This is a genomic window from Sutterella seckii (genome assembly GCF_009183815.1).
Taxonomy (GTDB): domain Bacteria; phylum Pseudomonadota; class Gammaproteobacteria; order Burkholderiales; family Burkholderiaceae_F; genus Sutterella; species Sutterella seckii.
In genome coordinates, this window is the sequence record NZ_WEHX01000008.1 from 32,264 (window position 1) to 50,941 (window position 18,678).

The 18,678-nt window shown below is 59.2% G+C and carries 13 protein-coding genes and 3 tRNA genes; 10 read left to right on the forward strand and 6 right to left on the reverse strand.

What is annotated here, in order from left to right; genetic code table 11:
- Window positions 1–82: 82 nt before the first annotated feature.
- The 3 genes from orn (at window position 83) to GBM95_RS02865 (ending at window position 3,676) form a co-directional block, all read left to right on the forward strand.
- Window positions 83–664, forward strand: coding sequence for an oligoribonuclease (gene orn / locus GBM95_RS02855; RefSeq protein WP_152157698.1), 582 nt, complete (start codon window positions 83–85; stop codon window positions 662–664).
- 159 nt (window positions 665–823) lie between these two features.
- A complete protein-coding gene (dcuC, locus tag GBM95_RS02860; protein ID WP_152157699.1) occupies window positions 824–2,095 on the forward strand; it encodes a C4-dicarboxylate transporter DcuC in 1,272 nt (423 codons plus the stop codon).
- 216 nt (window positions 2,096–2,311) lie between these two features.
- Window positions 2,312–3,676: an L-serine ammonia-lyase gene (locus GBM95_RS02865; RefSeq protein ID WP_152157700.1), complete on the forward strand. Its 1,365-nt coding sequence runs from the start codon at window positions 2,312–2,314 to the stop codon at window positions 3,674–3,676.
- A 77-nt stretch (window positions 3,677–3,753) separates the two neighbouring features.
- Here the strand turns inward: GBM95_RS02865 and GBM95_RS02870 are convergent, their stop codons facing one another.
- The 6 genes from GBM95_RS02870 to GBM95_RS02895 form a co-directional block, all read right to left on the reverse strand.
- Complete coding sequence (locus tag GBM95_RS02870; RefSeq protein ID WP_152157701.1) at window positions 3,754–4,224, reverse strand: RrF2 family transcriptional regulator; 471 nt, start codon at window positions 4,222–4,224, stop codon at window positions 3,754–3,756.
- Between the two features lie 82 nt (window positions 4,225–4,306).
- Window positions 4,307–5,533 (reverse strand): NO-inducible flavohemoprotein, encoded by a 1,227-nt coding sequence (gene hmpA, locus GBM95_RS02875; RefSeq protein WP_152157702.1) that lies wholly within the window; start codon window positions 5,531–5,533, stop codon window positions 4,307–4,309.
- A gap of 477 nt (window positions 5,534–6,010) precedes the next feature.
- Entirely contained in the window at window positions 6,011–7,231 is a 1,221-nt protein-coding gene (locus GBM95_RS02880) for an AI-2E family transporter (RefSeq protein ID WP_152157703.1), read from the reverse strand.
- Window positions 7,232–7,256: 25 nt separating this feature from the next.
- Window positions 7,257–8,204: a LysR substrate-binding domain-containing protein gene (locus GBM95_RS02885; RefSeq protein ID WP_152157704.1), complete on the reverse strand. Its 948-nt coding sequence runs from the start codon at window positions 8,202–8,204 to the stop codon at window positions 7,257–7,259.
- Between the two features lie 59 nt (window positions 8,205–8,263).
- Window positions 8,264–10,354: an ATP-dependent DNA helicase RecG gene (gene recG, locus GBM95_RS02890; protein WP_152157705.1), complete on the reverse strand. Its 2,091-nt coding sequence runs from the start codon at window positions 10,352–10,354 to the stop codon at window positions 8,264–8,266.
- Window positions 10,355–10,372: 18 nt separating this feature from the next.
- Window positions 10,373–10,756 (reverse strand): Rid family detoxifying hydrolase, encoded by a 384-nt coding sequence (locus GBM95_RS02895; RefSeq protein ID WP_152157706.1) that lies wholly within the window; start codon window positions 10,754–10,756, stop codon window positions 10,373–10,375.
- Between the two features lie 1,082 nt (window positions 10,757–11,838).
- Between GBM95_RS02895 and GBM95_RS02900 the strand changes: the two genes are divergently transcribed.
- The 7 genes from GBM95_RS02900 (at window position 11,839) to GBM95_RS02930 (ending at window position 18,656) form a co-directional block, all read left to right on the forward strand.
- A complete protein-coding gene (locus tag GBM95_RS02900; protein WP_152157707.1) occupies window positions 11,839–13,824 on the forward strand; it encodes a fumarate reductase flavoprotein subunit in 1,986 nt (661 codons plus the stop codon).
- A gap of 20 nt (window positions 13,825–13,844) precedes the next feature.
- A complete protein-coding gene (locus tag GBM95_RS02905; protein WP_152157708.1) occupies window positions 13,845–14,696 on the forward strand; it encodes a fumarate reductase iron-sulfur subunit in 852 nt (283 codons plus the stop codon).
- Between the two features lie 480 nt (window positions 14,697–15,176).
- Window positions 15,177–16,574: an aspartate ammonia-lyase gene (locus GBM95_RS02910; RefSeq protein WP_152157709.1), complete on the forward strand. Its 1,398-nt coding sequence runs from the start codon at window positions 15,177–15,179 to the stop codon at window positions 16,572–16,574.
- A gap of 312 nt (window positions 16,575–16,886) precedes the next feature.
- Entirely contained in the window at window positions 16,887–18,221 is a 1,335-nt protein-coding gene (locus tag GBM95_RS02915; protein ID WP_152157710.1) for an anaerobic C4-dicarboxylate transporter, read from the forward strand.
- Between the two features lie 182 nt (window positions 18,222–18,403).
- Window positions 18,404–18,479 (forward strand) — tRNA-Gly (locus tag GBM95_RS02920).
- A 13-nt stretch (window positions 18,480–18,492) separates the two neighbouring features.
- Window positions 18,493–18,566 (forward strand) — tRNA-Cys (locus GBM95_RS02925).
- Window positions 18,567–18,580: 14 nt separating this feature from the next.
- Window positions 18,581–18,656 (forward strand) — tRNA-Gly (locus GBM95_RS02930).
- The last annotated feature ends 22 nt before the right edge of the window (window positions 18,657–18,678 follow it).

An 18,678-nucleotide genomic window follows, 5' to 3' on the forward strand; every position in this document is an offset into this window, starting at 1 on the left:
CCGGTGAGCGCATCGGAATCAACCCGAGAGCGCGACCGACGCGGTAGACTTCGGTCACATTTTTCAACCGGGCTTACATTTCATGACCGCAGCAGCAGATTCCAATTCGGCGCGTGATCCGTCCTATGCCGACGACAACCTCATCTGGATCGACATGGAGATGACGGGACTGCAGCCCGAAGTCAACCGCGTCATTGAGGTCGCCGCCATCATTACGGACCGCAATCTCAACATCCTCCACGAGGGGCCCGTCGTCGCCGTGCATCAGAAGGCGGAAATTCTCGACGGCATGGATGCCTGGAATACCGAAACCCACACCAAGTCGGGGCTCGTGAAGCGCGTGCTCGAGAGCACGGTCGACGAGGAAGAGTGCTCGCGCATCTTCCGGGAAGTCTTCCGGCGGTACGTTCCGGAAGGCAAAAGCCCGATGTGCGGCAATACGATCGGCCAGGACCGCCGCTTCATGGCGCGCTGGCTTCCCGGGATGGAGCGCTACTTCCACTACCGCTCGATCGACGTCTCCACCATCAAGGAGCTCGCCCGCCGCTGGGCGCCTGAAAAGGTTTGGGTCGGAACCTCGGTCGGCAAGCATCAGGCGCTCGTCGACATCCGCGACAGCATTGAGGAACTCCGCTGGTATCGCCGCGAAGTCTTCAAAATCTGATTTTGATATTCAAAATCAATCTGAAACCGGGGAAGCGGCGGGATCCAAATAGGTATCTCGCAATTCCCTAGCCCGTTATGCCTCATTCCGCAGGCATAATGTGACTACATGTAAACCATAACAATAAAAATCTGAAAACCATCCTGAAGGAGAAATTCCATGGGCATAACTGAATGGGTTGCCGTACTGACAATCTTTGCCGTGATATACGGACTCATCAAGCGATATGAAACACGACTCGTGCTGATCGCTTCGGGTCTCTTCCTCTGCCTCATTTCCTGGAACCTGGTGGGCGGTCTCAACGCCTTCGCGAAGTCGATGACGAATGCCTCCCTCGTGATGGCAATCTGCGGCTCGATGGGTTTTGCCTTCGTCGCCAAGTACACCGGCGCCGACCGCTCGCTCGTTCACTATCTCGCGAGCCCGATCCGCGGCCTCGGCATCTTCCTCGTTCCCGTCTGCACGGTGATCACGTTCTTCGTGAACATCGCCATTCCGTCGGCTGCGGGCTGCGCCGCCGCCGTGGGCTCCACGCTTATTCCCGTGATGCTGCGCGCCGGCATCCGTCCCGCGGGCGCCGCTGCTGCGGTTCTTGCCGGCACGATCGGCTCCTACCTCTCGCCCGGCACGTCCCACAACCCGTACGTCGCCAACATGGCCCACATGGAAGTGATGGACTTCATCGGCTTCCACGCTCCCTACTCGATCCTGGTCGGCGCCTTCGGCGTGATCGGCACGCTCATCATGTGCCTCATCCTCGGCGACCACAAGGGCGACAAGAACGCCAAGGTTGACGAGTCGAAGCTTCAGAAGAACGACGACGGCTTCGTGCCGAGCCCCCTGAAGGCCATCGTTCCGCTTGTTCCGATCACGATCCTCGTTGTCGGCAACCTCTGGTGCCCGTTCATCAAGATGGGCGTTGCTCAGGCCATGGTCCTCGGCGCCGTCGTTGCGCTCGCCGTCGCCCGCTGCAATCCGCAGACCTTTGCGAAGGAATTCTTCAATGGTACCGGCAAGGGCTACGCTGACGTGATGGGCATCATCATCGCCGCCGGCGTCTTCGCTGCCGGCCTCAAGTCCGCCGGCCTCATCGACACGTTCGTTGCGGCTCTGAAGGAATCCAATGAAATCGCCCGCTGGGGCGGCTCCATCGGCCCCTTCCTCATGGGCGTGATCACGGGTTCGGGCGACGCGGCTACGCTTGCCTTCAATGAAACCGTTACGCCGCATGCCAAGGACTTCGGCATGACGATCGAAGGTCTGGGCGGCCTCGCCTTCATCGCCGGTGCTGCCGGCCGCACGATGTCCCCGCTCGCCGGCGTGACGATTCTCGTCTCCGGCATCGCGATGGTCTCGCCGATCGAAGTCATCAAGCGCACGGCGCTCCCGATGTTCCTCGCGGTCATCACCTGCGCGCTCGTGATGGTCTAAGGACCGGTCCGAGCCTTTCCCGAAGCCTTGCGCTTCCTGTTGTCAGGAGGCGCCTGCCGGGGAAAAATTCAAGCCCTCACGGAATGCGCCGCGGGGGCTTTATTTTTTCCCTGGCGCGCGGGACTTCAAGTGACGGTCAAGGAAAGTCCTTTGTCCCGCTCATGCTTCTTTTGAGGCATGATTCTGTTCTCTCTGATATCCATTCAGGCAATTTCCATGATCAGCGCCTTCGACATCTTCAAAATCGGCATCGGCCCGTCGAGCTCACATACCGTCGGTCCGATGCGGGCGGGAAAAACCTTCTGCGAAGATCTTGTTCAAAAGGGTCTGCTCGAGCGCACAACCCGCGTGGGGGCGGATGTCTACGGCTCTCTTTCCCTCACCGGTCACGGCCACCATACCGATCAGGCCATTCTCCTCGGGCTCGAGGGATTTCTTCCCGACACGGTGCCCCTCGAAAGGATTCCTTCCATCATTGAAGGGATCGGCAGGACCGGAAAGCTTCTCCTCAATGGAGAAAGAGAGGTGGAATTTCCGAAGGATTCCGGCATGGTCTTTCATTCGGAGTTTCTTCCGCTCCATGAGAACGGAATGACGCTTCACGCCTGGGAGGGAGAAAAGCTTCTTTTTGAGCGCACCTACTATTCGATCGGCGGCGGCTTCATCGTGGATGAAGAGCACTTTCACGACCAGCCGAAGGAAGAGGTTCGCGTGCCTTACCCCTACAGCACGGCGGCCGAGCTCATTGCGCACTGCCGGGAGTCCGGACTTTCAATCTCAGGTCTCGCGCTTGAAAACGAAAAGGCCCGCCGCCCGATGAAGGAGATCCTTGCGCATTTTGCGCATGTGCATGAGGTGATGCAGGAAGGCATTGAACGCGGCACCCGCACGGAAGGCGTCCTTCCGGGGCCGCTTCGCGTGCCGCGCCGTGCGCCGGCCCTTCGCCGTCAGCTTCTTTCGATGGGCCGCACGAGCGTGGATCCGCTCGCGGTCATCGACTGGATCAACATGTTCGCGCTCGCCGTTTCCGAAGAGAATGCGGCGGGCGGACGCGTCGTCACCGCCCCCACGAACGGCGCCTGCGGCGTGATTCCGGCGGTGCTCGCCTACTGGGAAAAATTCATCGGCGATCCGTCTCCCGACGACCGCCTGCGCTTTTTCCTCGCGGCTTCCGTCGTGGGCGAGCTCTTCAAGATGAATGCCTCGATTTCCGGCGCGGAAGTGGGCTGCCAGGGCGAAGTGGGCGTTGCCTGTTCGATGGCGGCGGCGGGTCTTGCCGAAGTCATGGGCGGAAGCCCCGAGCAGGTCTGCACGGCCGCTGAGATCGGCATGGAGCATTCGCTCGGACTCACCTGCGATCCGGTGAACGGCCAGGTTCAGGTGCCCTGCATTGAAAGAAATGCGATCTTCGCTGTGAAGGCCGTCAATGCCGCCCGCATGGCGCTGAGGCGCACGTCTGCGCCGACCGTGAGCCTAGACAAGGTGATCGTCACCATGTACGAAACCGGCAAGGACATGAACGCCAAGTATCGTGAAACAAGCCAGGGCGGGCTCGCCATACGCGTGCTCCACTGCGATTGATTGGAAGCGGACGGGCTGGAGGAACTTCTTTCTCCGCCCGTTTTTTCTATTCTGAAGCGCCGCAGAGGGATCTGCGGTCAGGATGCGCTTTCTTCAGTTTCCCGAACGGGTTTTTTCGGAGACCGGATGAATGAAGGCATCGAAATCGTCCGGGGAGCACTGAGTATGGAGGCGAGGGTCTCCTGGTTGAGCGTCCTGTAGAACGCTTCCCTCGCTTCATCGAGGAGCCCTGAAAGCGCGCATCTGCCGCAGAATGGGCAGGGCGGATCACTGCAGTCGATGAGCGGCTCGCTCCCTTCGAGCGTGCGCACGACATCCCCGATGCGGTACTGATCGGCAGGCATGGCAAGCTGCATGCCGCCGTTTCTGCCGCGGACCGTCGTCAGCCAGCCGAGGCGCACCATGTAGTTGGCGACCTTGGTCACGTGGTTCTGCGAACAGTTAAGGCGCGCGGCGAGCTCCGGGAGCGTCATGCGCTCTTCGGGCCTGAGCCGGGCGACAACCATGAGGACGCGCAGTCCGAGATCGGTATAGAGCTTGAGATGCATGAGGGACCTGGAAGACGAAAGGCCTGTCGGAAAATATCCGGCAGGCCTTTGATGTTAGCAGGGAGCTTTGCGAGCCCGCGTCTTAGCTTTCAGAACCCGTGCCGAAGACTTCCGAGTGAATGCTGCCGGCCGGAACGCCTGCATTGAGGAAGGCTTCCTTCATGCTGGCCATGAAGGCGGTCGGACCGCAGATGTAGACATCGGCGTCCTTGGGAGGATTGAGCGCAAGAACGTCCTTCGCGCCCGGACGGCCGTGATGCTTTTCGAAGGCGCAGCCGCAGCAGCAGGGAACGTCGGCAGCATCAGCGGCCGTGAAGAAGACGTGAGCCTTCTTGTCCTCGAGCTTGGAGAGCTCCTTCTTCACGGCTTCGCGCAGTGCAAATCCTTCCTTGGTGCGCGTCGTGTGCATGAATACCACGGGGCGATTCGGCGTCTTCGAGGCGATCGACTGCAGCATGGCAAAGAGCGGCGTGATGCCGATGCCGGCGCTCACGAGAACGACAGGATTTTCGCCTTCCTTCAGGAAGAATTCGCCGGCCGGAGCGGAGAGCTCAATGATGCTTCCTTCCTTCAGCGTCTGATGGAGGTGCGTCGACATGTGGCCCTGAGGAGCGCCGTCATGAGCGTCGATGCGCTTCACGGTGATGCGCAGGCCCTTGTCGCAGACGGGAGCGTGCGAAAGCGAATACTGACGCGGCTGATCAACGCCGAGTTCCGGGAGATACGCACGGACGGAAACGAACTGACCGGGCTTGAAGGCCGGCACGGTGCCGCCGTCGGCGGGACGGAGGTAGAAGCTCGCAACCTCGGGCGTTTCTTCAACGCGCTTTTCGACAACGAAGGGACGCCAGCCGGACCAGCCGCCTTCAGCGGTGTTCTGTTCCGTGTAGATGCCGCTCTCGACCTGAATCAGAAGGTCGGCAAGCATGCCGTAGGCCGCGGCCCAGGCGTCGATGAGTTCATCGGTAGCGGCTTCGCCGAGGACTTCGCGGATCGAGGCAAGAAGGTGCTTGCCGACGATGGGATAGTGCTCGGCGCGGATCCCGACCGTGCAGTGCTTGGCGGCGATGTGCTTCACGGCGCCGATGAGAACGCCCGGGTTTTCAATGTTTTCCGCGTAGGCGAGTACCGCGCCGGCGAGCGCCTTCTGCTGGCGGCCGAGCGCCTGATGGGACTGGTTGAAGACATTCTTCAGTTCAGGGTTGCCGTTGAGCATGCGCTTATAGAAGTGAGAGGTAAGCGCAACGCCGTGCTCGCGAAGCACGGGAACGGTAGCTTTGATGAGCTCAATCTGGCGGGGCGTCAGCATGGTCAGGGATCTCCTGCAATAAAAAAATCTTCAGGTTCGGGGAGCGCATGCGGTAATCCACGCGCTCTCAGGATGTTTTCGAAATCTTATATTTAAAATGCAAGATTTAGCAAGAGAGCCCTGGCCGCAGATAAAAATTTTTAACACTTTGCCGGAGTCGATGGAGGTCGCTGCGGCGGAATGAATCCTGGAAAGCTGGGAAAGGGAGGTGGTTTCTGCGTCAACCTTTAGAAGCTTCAACTATTTGATGTGTATGTAAATAAAATGTCTAATGCCAGTTTTGTCCAGGGTCTAATACCAGAATTGTCTATGAGCTAATGCTATTTTTGTCCGACCTCTAGTGCAAGAATTGTCCAGACCTTATTGCTATTTTTGTCTCGATCGGGTGCATTGTCAGCATTCTCTGAACGCCCAGCTTTCGCACGGACATCCATCCGTGCCGGGAATCCCAGGCTTGCCGGCACGGTATAAGCCGGTCTACTGAATCTTCGTATCAGATGCTTCCGTGGTTCCGACGGCTGTTTGGGCTTCTTTGTCCGTGCGGGAGACGGCAGCTTCCGCGAGCCGAATGACCGGGCGCTTCAGCCAGGCGGTGAATAGTGCAAGGCCGATGGCAAGAAGGAGCGGCCCGAGGATGAGGCCGAGGAAGCCGAAGGCGAGGACGCCCCCGAAAACGCCGAGGAAGATGAGCGCAATGGGCATCGACGTTCCCCGGGAAATCAGGATCGGCTTGATGAAATTGTCGACGCTCGACACTGCGAGCGTTCCCCAGAGAACAAGAAAGACGGCCATCCCGAGTTCGCCCTGGGTATAGAGCCATATGGCGGCCGGACCCCAGATGAGCGGGGGTCCGATCGGAATGACGGAGAGAACGCAGACGGCAAAGGAGAGGACGAGAAGTCCGGGCACATCAGCAATCCAGAAGCCGATGCCGGCAACGAGGCCCTGCCCGATGGCAGTGCCGACGATGCCGAAGACGACAGAGCGCGTGGTGTTGACGAGAATTCCGGTAATTTCTCTCGCAATGCCCCCCGACACGCGTTCGACCAGTTCGGAAATCCGGTCGGCAAACCATGCGCCGTCGCGGTAGAAGAAAAAGACGATGAAGGTGACGAGCGCGAGCTGAACAAGGCCGTTGCCGACGTTGACGGCGGCATTGACGATCCAGCTTGAAAGCGGATCGAGGATGCGCTGGACGGTATGACCGAAAGTCGCCGGGTCGATCGCGAGCGCGAGCTGCTCATGGAGCCACGAGCCCGCATAGGGAATGTCGGCTACGGCCTGAAGCACCGGGGTCGGGTCCTTGAGCCAGGCGGCGGTCTTCGTCACCCAGGAAGGAATCTGCTGGGCGAGCGCGACGAGAAGAAACGACATCGGGATCAGGAAGCCGACCACGATGAGGAGCACCATCAGGGTTGCCGCAGCGCCCGAGGACTGCCTGAGGGACGCGCGCAGCCGCCTGAAGAGCGGCCACGTGACGACGGCGATGACGGCGGCAAGAAGAATCGCAGTGAGAAAGGGCTGAAGCACCATGAAGCAGCCGATCGCCACTACGGCCATGAGCGCAATGCGAACGATCAGGTCGATGCGTTCGCCGAAGCCGATGCCTCGTCCGGAGGCAATCCGCGAGAGGCGCTTGCGGGCGCCCGTCAGGGGACTTGCTGCGGGCTTGTGCGTTTCTGTCGTCTGCTCTTTCATGTTGTGTCAGGTATCAAACTGCGGGTTAACGCATCTCGGGGTGGCTGTCGGGCAGCGGCGCGCAGCCGTTGAGCTTAAGTGAAAGCGTCGCTTCGCGGATGGCTTCGATTGCGGCCATCCGCGTGAAGCTCTTTCTCCAGACGAGCATCGCCTTGCGGGTAGGCGGCGGATTCTTGAAGGGGAGAATCTTGATGGCGTTCGAGAGTCCCGTGAGATAAGGAATGGCCGAAGCGGGAAGCACCGTGATGCCGAGCCCCTGAGCAACCATATGGAAGATCGTCTGAAGGCTCGAGCCCTCGACTGTCTTCTGAACATCGGTCGCGTTGAGGTTGAAGCGGGCAAGGTCCGGGCAGACGCCGAGAATCTGATCGCGGAAGCAGTGGCCGGCGCCGAGAAGAAGCATCGTCTGGTCCTTGAGTTCATCCGTGCCGATGTAGCTGCGGTTGACCCAAGGATGATGGGAAGGCACGGCAACGACGAAGTTTTCCTCGTAGAGCTCTTCGGTCATGAAGCCCGTATCGACGAGCGTATCGGCCGTGATGGCCACGTCGATCTGGCCGTTGCGGAGCTTCTGCAGGAGCTCGGTCGTGAAGCCTTCCTCAAGAATCAGAGGCATCTGCGGCGTCGTTTCCGTCATGCGGCTGATGAGGTCGGGAAGCAGATAGGGCCCGATCGTGTAGATGACGCCGAGGCGCACGGGGCCCGAGAGCGGATCCTGGCCCTGGTGGGCGATTTCCGTGATCCGGTGAGCTTCTTCAATGACTTTGCGGGCCTGATCGATGATGAGGCTGCCGACGGGCGTGACGGCGATGTCGTTTGAGCGGCGCTCGAAAATTGAAACGCCGAGCTCCTCCTCGAGCTTCTTCACGGCAACGGAAAGCGAGGGCTGGCTCACGAAGCAGCTTTCTGCTGCCCGGCCGAAGTGCCGTTCCCGGGCAACTGCTATGACGTACTTAAGTTCGGTAAGAGTCATGACGGGTTAATGAACAAGTGATGATGAAAAATCGGTTGGGTAAGAAGCATTGGGTTAAATCAGGCCGTGAGGAGTTCCGCCTTTCCCTGGAACCAGCGCGAAGCGTGCTTGATTGCAAGTTCGTGGTGCTCAAGGAGCATCCGGTCGGCAGCATCGCGCGCCTTTTCAACCAGGGCGGCATCCTTTTCGAGATCGCAGAACCGAAGCATCGGCATGCCGGACTGCTGTTCGCCCAAAAATTCGCCGGGTCCGCGCAGCTGCAGATCTCGGCGGGCAATTTCAAAGCCGTCGGTCGTTTCGCGGATGATCTTGAGGCGCTCCCGGCCGATGTCGGAAAGACGCACGTCAAAGAGAAGCACGCAGGCGCTTCGGCCTCCGCCGCGTCCGACGCGGCCCCGGAGCTGATGAAGCTGAGCGAGGCCGAAGCGTTCGGCATGCTCGATCACCATCAGGGTGGCGTTGGGGACATCGACCCCCACTTCGATCACCGTGGTGGAAACAAGCACCTGGATCCGGCCTGCGGAAAAGTCGTTCATGACGGCTTCCTTTTCAGCGGCCGGCATGCCGCCGTGAAGGAGGCCGATCGTGAGGTCCGGGAGCATCGCACGCAGCTCCTCGGCGCATCTCACGGCGGGCGTAAGGTCTAGCGCTTCCGATTCGTCAATCAGCGGGCACACCCAATAGACCTGATGGCCTTCGCCGACCGTGTGGCGGAGCACGCCGACAACGGCGTCCTTCCTGTCCATGCGGACAAGCTTCGTTTCGACCGGAGTGCGCCCGGGCGGGAGCTCGTCGATGATCGACACGTCAATGTCGGCGAGGTAGCTCATGGCGAGCGTGCGCGGAATAGGCGTTGCGGAGAGCATGAGGAGATGCGGCTTCAGGCCGTTTTCCATGGCGCGGGCGAGTTCAAGGCGCTGCGCGACGCCGAAGCGGTGCTGTTCGTCCACAATCGCGAGTCCGAGATCGTGAAAGGAGACGCCCTCCTGAATAAGCGCATGCGTTCCGACGGCAAGCTTTGCCTCTCCCGAGCGAATGCTCGCGAGAGACGCCTCGCGCTCGGCAGCCTTCTGCCTTCCGGTGAGCCAGGCGGTGCGAATGCCGAGGGGTTCGAGCCAGGAGACGATTTTCTGAAAGTGCTGTTCGGCAAGAATTTCTGTCGGCGCCATGAGCGCAGCCTGCTTGCCCGCTTCAATGGCCCGGAGGGCGGCAAGCGCCGCGACAACCGTTTTGCCGCTTCCCACGTCGCCCTGAACAAGGCGGTGCATCGGATGAGGCTCTGCCAGATCCCTTTCGATTTCGCCCCAGACCTTCCTTTGCGCATGGGTGAGCCTGAAGGGAAGTCCTTCTATGAAAGGCTCAATGAGTCCGCCCGACTGCGGCGCCTGAAGCCTATCGGCCTTGTCCTTCCTTGCGAGCGCGCGCATTTCGCGAAGCGTGATCTGCTGCGCAATGAGTTCGTCGAACTTGAGCCGCTGCCAGTGCGGGTCCGTGCGGTTGATGAGCGCTTCAGAGTCGGCGTCGGGCGGCGGATTATGGAGGTATTCGAGCGAGGCTCTGAGGCCGGGGAGGTGAAGCTCATCCGTGAGCGCGGCAGGGATGGGATCCTCCATCCCCTGCATGTCGAGAAGCGCTCTGGCGATGCGCTTTCTCAGCCACTTCTGCTGAATGCCTTCACCCAGGGGGTAGACGGGGGTGAGCGCTTTCGGAAGCGTGATGCCGCTCGCTACGGGCTGACGGATTTTGGGATGAATCATCTCGAGGCCGCCCCCGAAGGCGGGGCGCGGTTCGCCGTAGATGCGCACGATCGCGCCGGGGCGCAGGGCAGACTGCGTCCCGGGGAAGTAGTGAATGAAGCGGAGCGCAAGTACGCCCGTTTCATCCTTGAGGAGCGCAATCAGCTGCTGTCCCCAGGGCGTCGCGGTCATCTGAGAGCGAATGATTTCGCCCTGCACCTGTGCGGGTTCGCCCGGGATAAGCATTCCGACGGGGTCGATCTTCGTTTCGTCCTCATAGCGCAGAGGCAGATGAAGAATGAAATCCCAGTCGGTGACGAGTCCGAGCTTTTTGAGCCGTTCGTTCAAAGGTGCGAGCTTTCCGGAGCGGATGACGCCGGAAGCTTTCTGGGGAGGGCGCTGAACCTGATTCATTGTCCGAAAACCCGGGGGTCAGGGGGCAAGATCAACGATCGCCTCGACCTCAACGAGGGCGCCCTTCGGGAGCGCAGCGACAGCAAGGCACGAACGGGCCGGATAGGGGGCTTCAAAGAATTCGCCCATGACGCGGTTGACGACGGCAAAGTCGTTGATCGAGGCGAGGAAGATTGTGAGCTTCATGACCTGCGCGGTCGAACGGCCGGCTTCGGCAATGACGGCTTCAAGATTGCGGAAGGCCTGACGGGCCTGAGCCTCAACGCCGTGCTCGAGTTCTCCCGTATCCGGGCGAATGCCGATCTGACCGGAACAGTAGAGCGTCGCGTCCGTTGCGGTCGCCTGACTGTAGTAGCCGAGTGCGGCAGGAGCTTCCTGAGTGGAAATAATGCGTTTGGCCATGATTGACACCTCCGGAATCATAGAAAGATGGCTTCAAAAGATTCTATCGATTTTTATTGGTCAATAGTGTTGCGATCTATCAAAGTGATACCTGAAATTGAGACAAAACGATTCGGATGGAGGCAATGCCTTATTTATACGCATCTATACGTATAAATTGATTTTTAAATCCGAACAATCTGTTAAGTAAACTCGTAATTTATGAAATCAGGGTTTGATCGTACTTTCTAATAGGTATCAAGAAATATGCTTAATACGTAAACGGTTTTTCAGATAGGAAATTTGTAGTTATTTGAAATATTGAAAAATTTTATTGTGAAAAAGGAAATGTACAGATACTCCGAAAGCCCTAACTCAAGTCAAATTTCAAGATGTAATCAAGGGTTACTGCTGATATAGTAGTAGGGAGGGTGACAGTTAAACTCCCTGCGTTTTCTACTTAGTTCGTTTGAGCCCGCTACTGTAGGGTTCCGGAGCACTTGAAACGCGGTTTTTCGCTCGGGCTTTGGCCCCGGCGAAAGAAAGCGGATCTACGTATTCCTGCTCAGCCGGCCGCCAGCCGGCAGGACGGAACAAAGCTTCGGGCGCCTTGAATGCAGCAGCAATCGGCTCATCGATATAAGCAGAAACCGCAGAAGAGTGAAGTTGCTCTACGTCTTAGTTTGACTGCGTCGCTACAAGGAGAACAGCAACGCAGGTGAATTCGGACGGCAAGCGCGTGCGGGGACGGCTGCTCAGACAGATGTCCCCTTCGGGCTTTCCGGGTTGAGGAAAAGATTCCCAGGGCAGGGAGTCTTGTCCTTCGTGCGGTCCGCCTTGGGTGAGAGTCCCAGAAAGAGGACCCGCAGGAAGAAGCGCAAAAGACCCGCGCCGGAACATTCCCCGTTCCGGAGGCGGAAGCTCCTCAGGAGGGAGCATGTGCGGATGAAGTCTGCGACTAATGGGAATCGGCCGAAAGGTCGCAACAGCCCGCGGAGCCTGAATGAGGCAATGCGGACTATTTGCAAAGACTGGACGGACGCATAGTCAGGAGCTGTGCGCCGATCCTCCCGCCCAAGGGCGGGATTTCCGAGGAAAAACTCATGAAAATCATTTACACCGACGTGCTGGTTATCGGCGGTGGCCTTGCCGGACTCCGCATGGCCGTTGCTGCCAAGCGCCGCGGCCACGACTCGATCGTCCTTTCTCTCGTTCCGCCGAAGCGCAGCCACTCGAAGGCTGCCCAGGGCGGCATGCAGGCCTCTCTCGGCAACGTGATCAAGGGCGTGGGCGACAACGAGGACGTTCACTTCGGCGACACCGTCCGCGGCTCCGACTGGGGTGCGGACCAGGAAGTCGTCCGCATGTTCGTGAACACCTCGCCCAAGGCCGTGCGTGAGCTCGCCGCCTGGGGCTGCCCCTGGTCGCGAATCACCGCCGGTGACCGTCAGGTGATCATCAACGGCGAGAAGGTGACGATTACGGAACGCAAGGAAGCGCAGGGCATGATGAACCAGCGCGACTTCGGCGGCACCAAGAAGTGGCGTACCTGCTACGTGTCCGACTGCACGGGCCACGCCATGCTCAATACCGTTTCCGACCGCATCATCGCCGAAAAGGTTCCGGTGATCGAACGCGTTGAAGCGCTCTCGCTCATTTCCGACGGCAAGCGCTGCTACGGCGCGATCGTCCGCGACCTCATCACGGGCGAACTCATGGCTTACGTCGCCAAGGCGACCGCCATCGCCACGGGCGGTGCCGGCCGTATCTACCGCGTCACGACGAACGCCGTGATCTGCGACGGCACGGGCTACGACCTCGCCCTCAAGACGGGCGTCGCCACCCTCTCCAACATGGAAGCCATTCAGTTCCACCCGACCGGCATCTTCCCGGCCGGCATTCTGGTGACGGAAGGCTGCCGCGGTGACGGCGGTCTGCTGCGCGACGTCGACGGCTACCGCTTCATGCCGGACGTTGAACCGGAAAAGAAGGAACTCGCCTCCCGCGACGTGGTTTCGCGCCGCATGGAAGAACGCATTGCCATGGGCAAGGGCGTCAAGACCAAGTACGGCGAACACCTCTGGCTCGACATCACGCTCCTCGGCGAACACCACATCAAGCACAAGCTCCGTGAAGTCTACGAAATCTGCCACTACTTCCTCGGCGTTGACCCGACGAAGGAATGGGTTCCGGTCCGTCCGGCGCAGCACTACACCATGGGCGGCGTGCGCACGAAGCCGAGCGGCGAATCCGAGACCCTGAAGGGCCTCTTCGCGGCCGGCGAAGCCGCCTGCTGGGATATGCACGGCTTCAACCGCCTCGGCGGCAACTCCGTTGCTGAAACCGTCGTTGCCGGCATGATCGTCGGCGAATACATCGCCGACTTCTGCGATAAGGCCGAAAACGGCATCGACATCCCGACGTCCCTCATTTACGATGCTCTCGCCAAGGAACAGGCCGAACTGAACGGCTACCTGAAGAACACCGGCAATGAAGACGCTGTGGCGCTCCGTACCCGCATGCAGGAAATCATGACGACCAAGATCGGCATTTTCCGCAAGGGCAAGGACATGCAGGAAGCCGTCACGGAACTCGAGGAGCTCTACAAGCGCTCCTTCAACATCCCTGTGAAGGACGTTACCGGCAACAACCCCGAACTCGTCTACGCGTACCGCACCCGCTCGATGCTTCGCGTTGCGCTTACGGTTGCTCTCGGCGCCTACAGCCGTCAGGAATCGCGCGGCGCTCACTACCGCGAAGACTACTCGGTCCGCGACGACGTCAAGTGGCTCAAGCGCACGATCGCCACGTGGAAGGAAGGCGATACGCTGCCGACCCTCTCCTACAAGGATCTTGACATCAGCAAGATGGAGCTTCCCCCGGGATTCCGCGGCTACGGCGTCAAGAACTACATCGAAAATCCCGAATCCGCCAAGCGCCAGGCCGAAGTCGACGCCATCCGTCAGAAGATGGAAGCCGAAGGCAAGGATCGCTGGGCCATCCAGGATGCGATCATGCCGTACCAGCATCTGCTGCCGAAGCGCCTCCAGGGCCGCAACGAGCGCATCGATGAACCGCTGAAAGACTAATTTGGGAGCTTTGATAGAAAATGACCCAGGAAAAGACCCAGACGGCGGCTCCGGCCGCCAAGGCCGCGGATGCTCCCGCCAAGAAGCATCGTCTTCTGAAGATCAGCATCCTGCGCTACAACCCGCAGGATCCGGACAGCGTTCCGCACATGCAGACGTACGAGCTCCAGGAATCGGACTCGATGACGCTCTTCATTGCCCTGAATGATCTCCGCGACGAACAGGATCCCACGCTGCAGTTCGACTTCGTCTGCCGCGCCGGCATCTGCGGTTCGTGCGCGATGCTCATCAACGGCAAGCCGGGCCTCGCCTGCCGCACCCTGACGAAGGATCTGCCCGACGAGTTCACGCTCGCCCCGCTGCCTGCCTTCGAACTTATCGGCGACCTTTCGGTCAACACCGGCAAGTGGATGCGCAACATGTCCGAACGCATGGAAACGTGGGTTCACGCGAAGATCGACGAAGTCGACCTCCGCAAGCAGGAAGCGCCGATGGACCCGCAGCTCGCCGAGGACATCTACGTTCTCGACCGCTGCGTCGAATGCGGCTGCTGCATCGCCGGCTGCGGCACCGTCCGCATCCGCCCGGACTTCGTGGGCGCCGTGGGCATCAACAAGATCGCCCGCTTCCGCCTTGATCCGCGCGACGAGCGCAACGACGCCGACTACTACGAAGTCGTCGGCGACGAATCCGGCGTTTTCGGCTGCATGTCGCTGCTCGCCTGCCACGACTTCTGCCCGAAGGATCTTCCGCTCAAGACCCAGATCGCCTTCATCCGCCGCAAGATGGCTGAACAGGGCATGGGCAACTACGACAAGGTCCTGCCGACGCAGAACGGCAAGAAGGCTATTCCGATCAAGCCTATTAAGTAAGCTTGACCGCAGAGTCTGACTCTGTCTGAAAGAGGCTGGTATCCATTTTGGGTATCAGCCTTTTTTATTGCTCCGATATTTTTTGAGAAAAGTAAATTTCAAAGTTATACCTTAATTAAGATCAGTCTTTTTTACACTCCAGATATATGGGCGCACCAAACCGGTGCGGCTTTTTCTCTTAAACAAGCCATCCGTTCTTACAAGTAAGGGTTCTTCCGATATTCAAAAGGAAAATGAGCTATTTACATTGAGCGAGATAAGCAGTAATATTTACTCAACGCAAGAAAGACTCTTTAAATATACGTATCTACACGTATTAAAGAGTAGTTCAAGCGAACTGCTTCACTCAGACAGCAGCGGACCACAGCTGATCCTCGGATAACTGGCTGCTGGGAGTGAGTCAACTGCAAATGCGGTTTTAAAGAGCAAATCCCGCTCTTATTAAATAAAACCGCATCGGACATATTTGAGGAGCAATAAATGTCCCGTATTGAAAGCGATTTCCTTGGTTCTCTCGAGATCCCTGATGAGGATTACTACGGCGTGCAGACGATGCGCGGCAAGCAGAACTTCCACATCACCGAAATGCCGATGAGCCAGGAACCGTTCTTCGCTCAGGCCTTCGGTTATGTCAAGAAGGCTGCCGCCATGGCGAACAAGGAACTCGGCACGATCCCGGCCGACGTTGCTGACGCCCTGATCTGGGCCTGCGACCAGCTCATCGCCGGCAAGTACAACGATCAGTTCGTTACCGACTGGCTCCAGGGTGGTGCCGGCACGTCCACGAACATGAACTGCAACGAGGTTATCTCCAACCTCGCCTGCGAACACCTCGGCCTCGCCAAGGGCGACAAGAAGGTTTCCCCGAACGACCACGCCAACTTCGGCCAGTCGACGAACGACACCTATCCGACCGCTCTGCACCTCTCGCTGCTCCTTCGCTCGAACGTCCTCCTGAAGGCCGTTGAAGAGCTCGTCGGCAGCTTCTACGCTCAGGCTGAAAAGAACAAGAACGTTCTGAAGATGGGCCGCACCCACCTGCAGGACGCCGTCCCGATGTCCTTCGGCCAGGAATTCCATGGCTGGGGCACGACGATTGCTGACGAAATCAAGGTCATCAAGGAAGCCCAGGCTCACCTGAAGGTCGTCAACCTCGGCGCCACCGCCATCGGCACGACCGTTACGGCTCACCCGGACTATCCGGCCCTCGCCGTCAAGCACCTCGCTGAGATCACCGGCATCGACTTCGTCAACAGCGACGACCTGATCGCCGCCACGTCCGACTGCGGCGCCTACGTTGGTCTCTCCTCCGCCTGCAAGAGCCTCGCCGTCAAGCTCACGAAGGTCTGCAACGACCTCCGTCTCCTCGCTTCCGGCCCGCGCACCGGCCTTTCCGAACTCGTCCTGCCGCAGCTCCAGCCGGGCAGCTCGATCATGCCGGGCAAGGTCAATCCGGTCATCCCGGAAGTGACGAACCAGGCTTCGTTCCTCGCCATCGGTCTCGACACGTCCGTCATGCTCGCCGCTTCCGCCGGCCAGCTCGAACTGAACGTGATGGAACCGGTCATCTCCTTCGCGCTCTACATGCAGATGAAGGTCCTCACGAACGCCTGCATCGCGCTGCGTGAGAAGTGCGTCGACGGCATCGTCGTCAACGCCAAGCACTGCGAAGACCTCGTCATGGGCTCCCTCGGCATCGTTACGGTTCTGAAGCCGCACTTCGGCTACAAGCCCTGCGCCGCCGTTGCTCGCGAAGGCTTCCTCACCGGCAAGTCGCTGCACCAGCTCGTCGTCGAAGAAAAGAAGATGCTGACCCAGGAAGAGTGGGACAAGGTCTTCACGTACGACAACCTCATCAACCCGAAGTTCGAGCAGTAATTCGAACTCGCCACGCTCTGACCCGGACAAATTAAATAAATAGATCCGGGAAGAGCAGACCGACAGAGCCTCTCGAAAAGAGAGGCTCTGCGATCAACCACCAAAGCGGGGTCGTCTGATTTCCCGAACTGCAGCTGCTGATCAAACACTTGGGGCATGAAAAGAAATTTTCATGCCGCAGGCGTCCGGAGAAGCCGCATGCAGGATCAGTTACCAGAGCGAGCACCGCCCTCGCCTGATTGGCTTTAGAGCATTCCCATACTGGGCAAAAGCAAATCGGGAGGAGGAGATCTCAACATGCCTGGAGGCATTATGGATTTCATGCTTATTCTTCAGATCGTTGTCCTGCTCGGCGCGATCTTCCTCGGTGTCCGTCTCGGCGGCATCGGTATTGGCTACGCCGGCGGTCTCGGCGTGCTCGTCCTCGGTCTTCTTCTCGGCATGAAGCCGGGCAATATTCCCTGGGACGTGATTCTCATCATCGCCTCGGTGATCGCTGCCATTTCCTGCATGCAGCTCGCCGGCGGCCTTGACTACCTCGTTCAGATTGCTGAACGCATCCTTCGTTCGAACCCGAAGCAGATCAACTATCTCGCTCCTGTCGTGACCTACGTCCTGACGTTTTTCGCCGGTACGGGCCACACCGCCTTCTCGATGATCCCGGTTATCGTTGAAGTTGCCAAGGAACAGAAGATTCGTCCCTGCTGCCCGCTTTCGATCGCCGTCGTCGCCTCCCAGATCGCCATTACGGCTTCCCCGGTTTCCGCGGCCGTGATCTACATGTCCGGCGTTCTTGAACCGTTCGGCTGGTCCTACCCGGCTCTGCTCGGCATTTGGCTCCTGACGACCTTCGTCGGCTGCATGCTCACCGCCTTCGTGATGACGAAGATCCAGAACATGGATCTCGAGTCCGATCCGGTCTACAAGGAACGTCTCGCCAAGGGTCTCGTGAAGGCCTCCTCCGGCGTTGCCCAGATGGAGCTCAAGCCCTATGCCAAGCGCTCCGTGCTGATCTTCCTCCTCGGCGTTATCTGCGTTGTTCTTTACGCTTCCGCGATTTCGCCTGCTGTCGGCCTCATCAAGAACGTTATCGTTCCGCGTGACGCCGCCATCATGAGCCTCATGCTTACGGTCGCCACCCTGACGACGATCTTCTGTAAGGTTGAACTCGGCAATGTCGCTTCGACTTCCGTCTTCAAGTCCGGTATGGTTGCCTGCGTCTGCGTGCTCGGCGTTGCCTGGCTCGGCGACACGTTCGTGTCCGGCCATGTGAACGAGATCAAGTCGTTCGCTGCTGACGCTGTGGTTGCCTACCCGGCTCTCCTCGCCGTCGTGTTCTTCTTCGCCGCCATGCTCCTCTACTCGCAGGCTGCTACCGCGAAGGCCATCACCCCGGCCATCGTCGCTGCCCTCGGCATCAGCGCCGCCAATCCTGGCGACTCCTACATGCTCGTGGCCTCGTTCGCTGCTGTGTCCGCCCTCTTCGTGCTCCCGACCTACCCGACCCTCCTCGGCGCGGTCCAGATGGACGACACCGGCACGACCCGCATCGGCAAGTACGTGTTCAACCACGCCTTCTTCATCCCGGGCCTTCTCGCCATCGTCTTCTCGGTGTGCCTCGGCTTCGTCGCCTGCATGGTCTTCTAATACCTGACTCGCGAGGGAAAGCATCCTCAGCGGTGCTTTCCTGATGAAGTAAAAAATGCAAGGGACTGTCTTCGGATGGTCCCTTTTTTTGCACCCTGGGCAGGCGCTATTTCTGATCTCTAATGTTCGAGCTCAAGGGACTTGACATATTTTTTGAAATCAGTAAAATCTCTCTTCTCAATGCGGGAGTAGCTCAGTTGGTAGAGCGCAACCTTGCCAAGGTTGAGGTCGCGAGTTCGAGACTCGTCTCCCGCTCCATTGAGACTAGGACGGCGCGATAGCAAAGTGGCCATGCACCGGATTGCAAATCCGTTTACGGCGGTTCGATTCCGCCTCGCGCCTCCAGGCACAGAATTCCTGCGGGAGTAGCTCAGTTGGTAGAGCGCAACCTTGCCAAGGTTGAGGTCGCGAGTTCGAGACTCGTCTCCCGCTCCAGACTTAAAGAGAGGGGAACGGA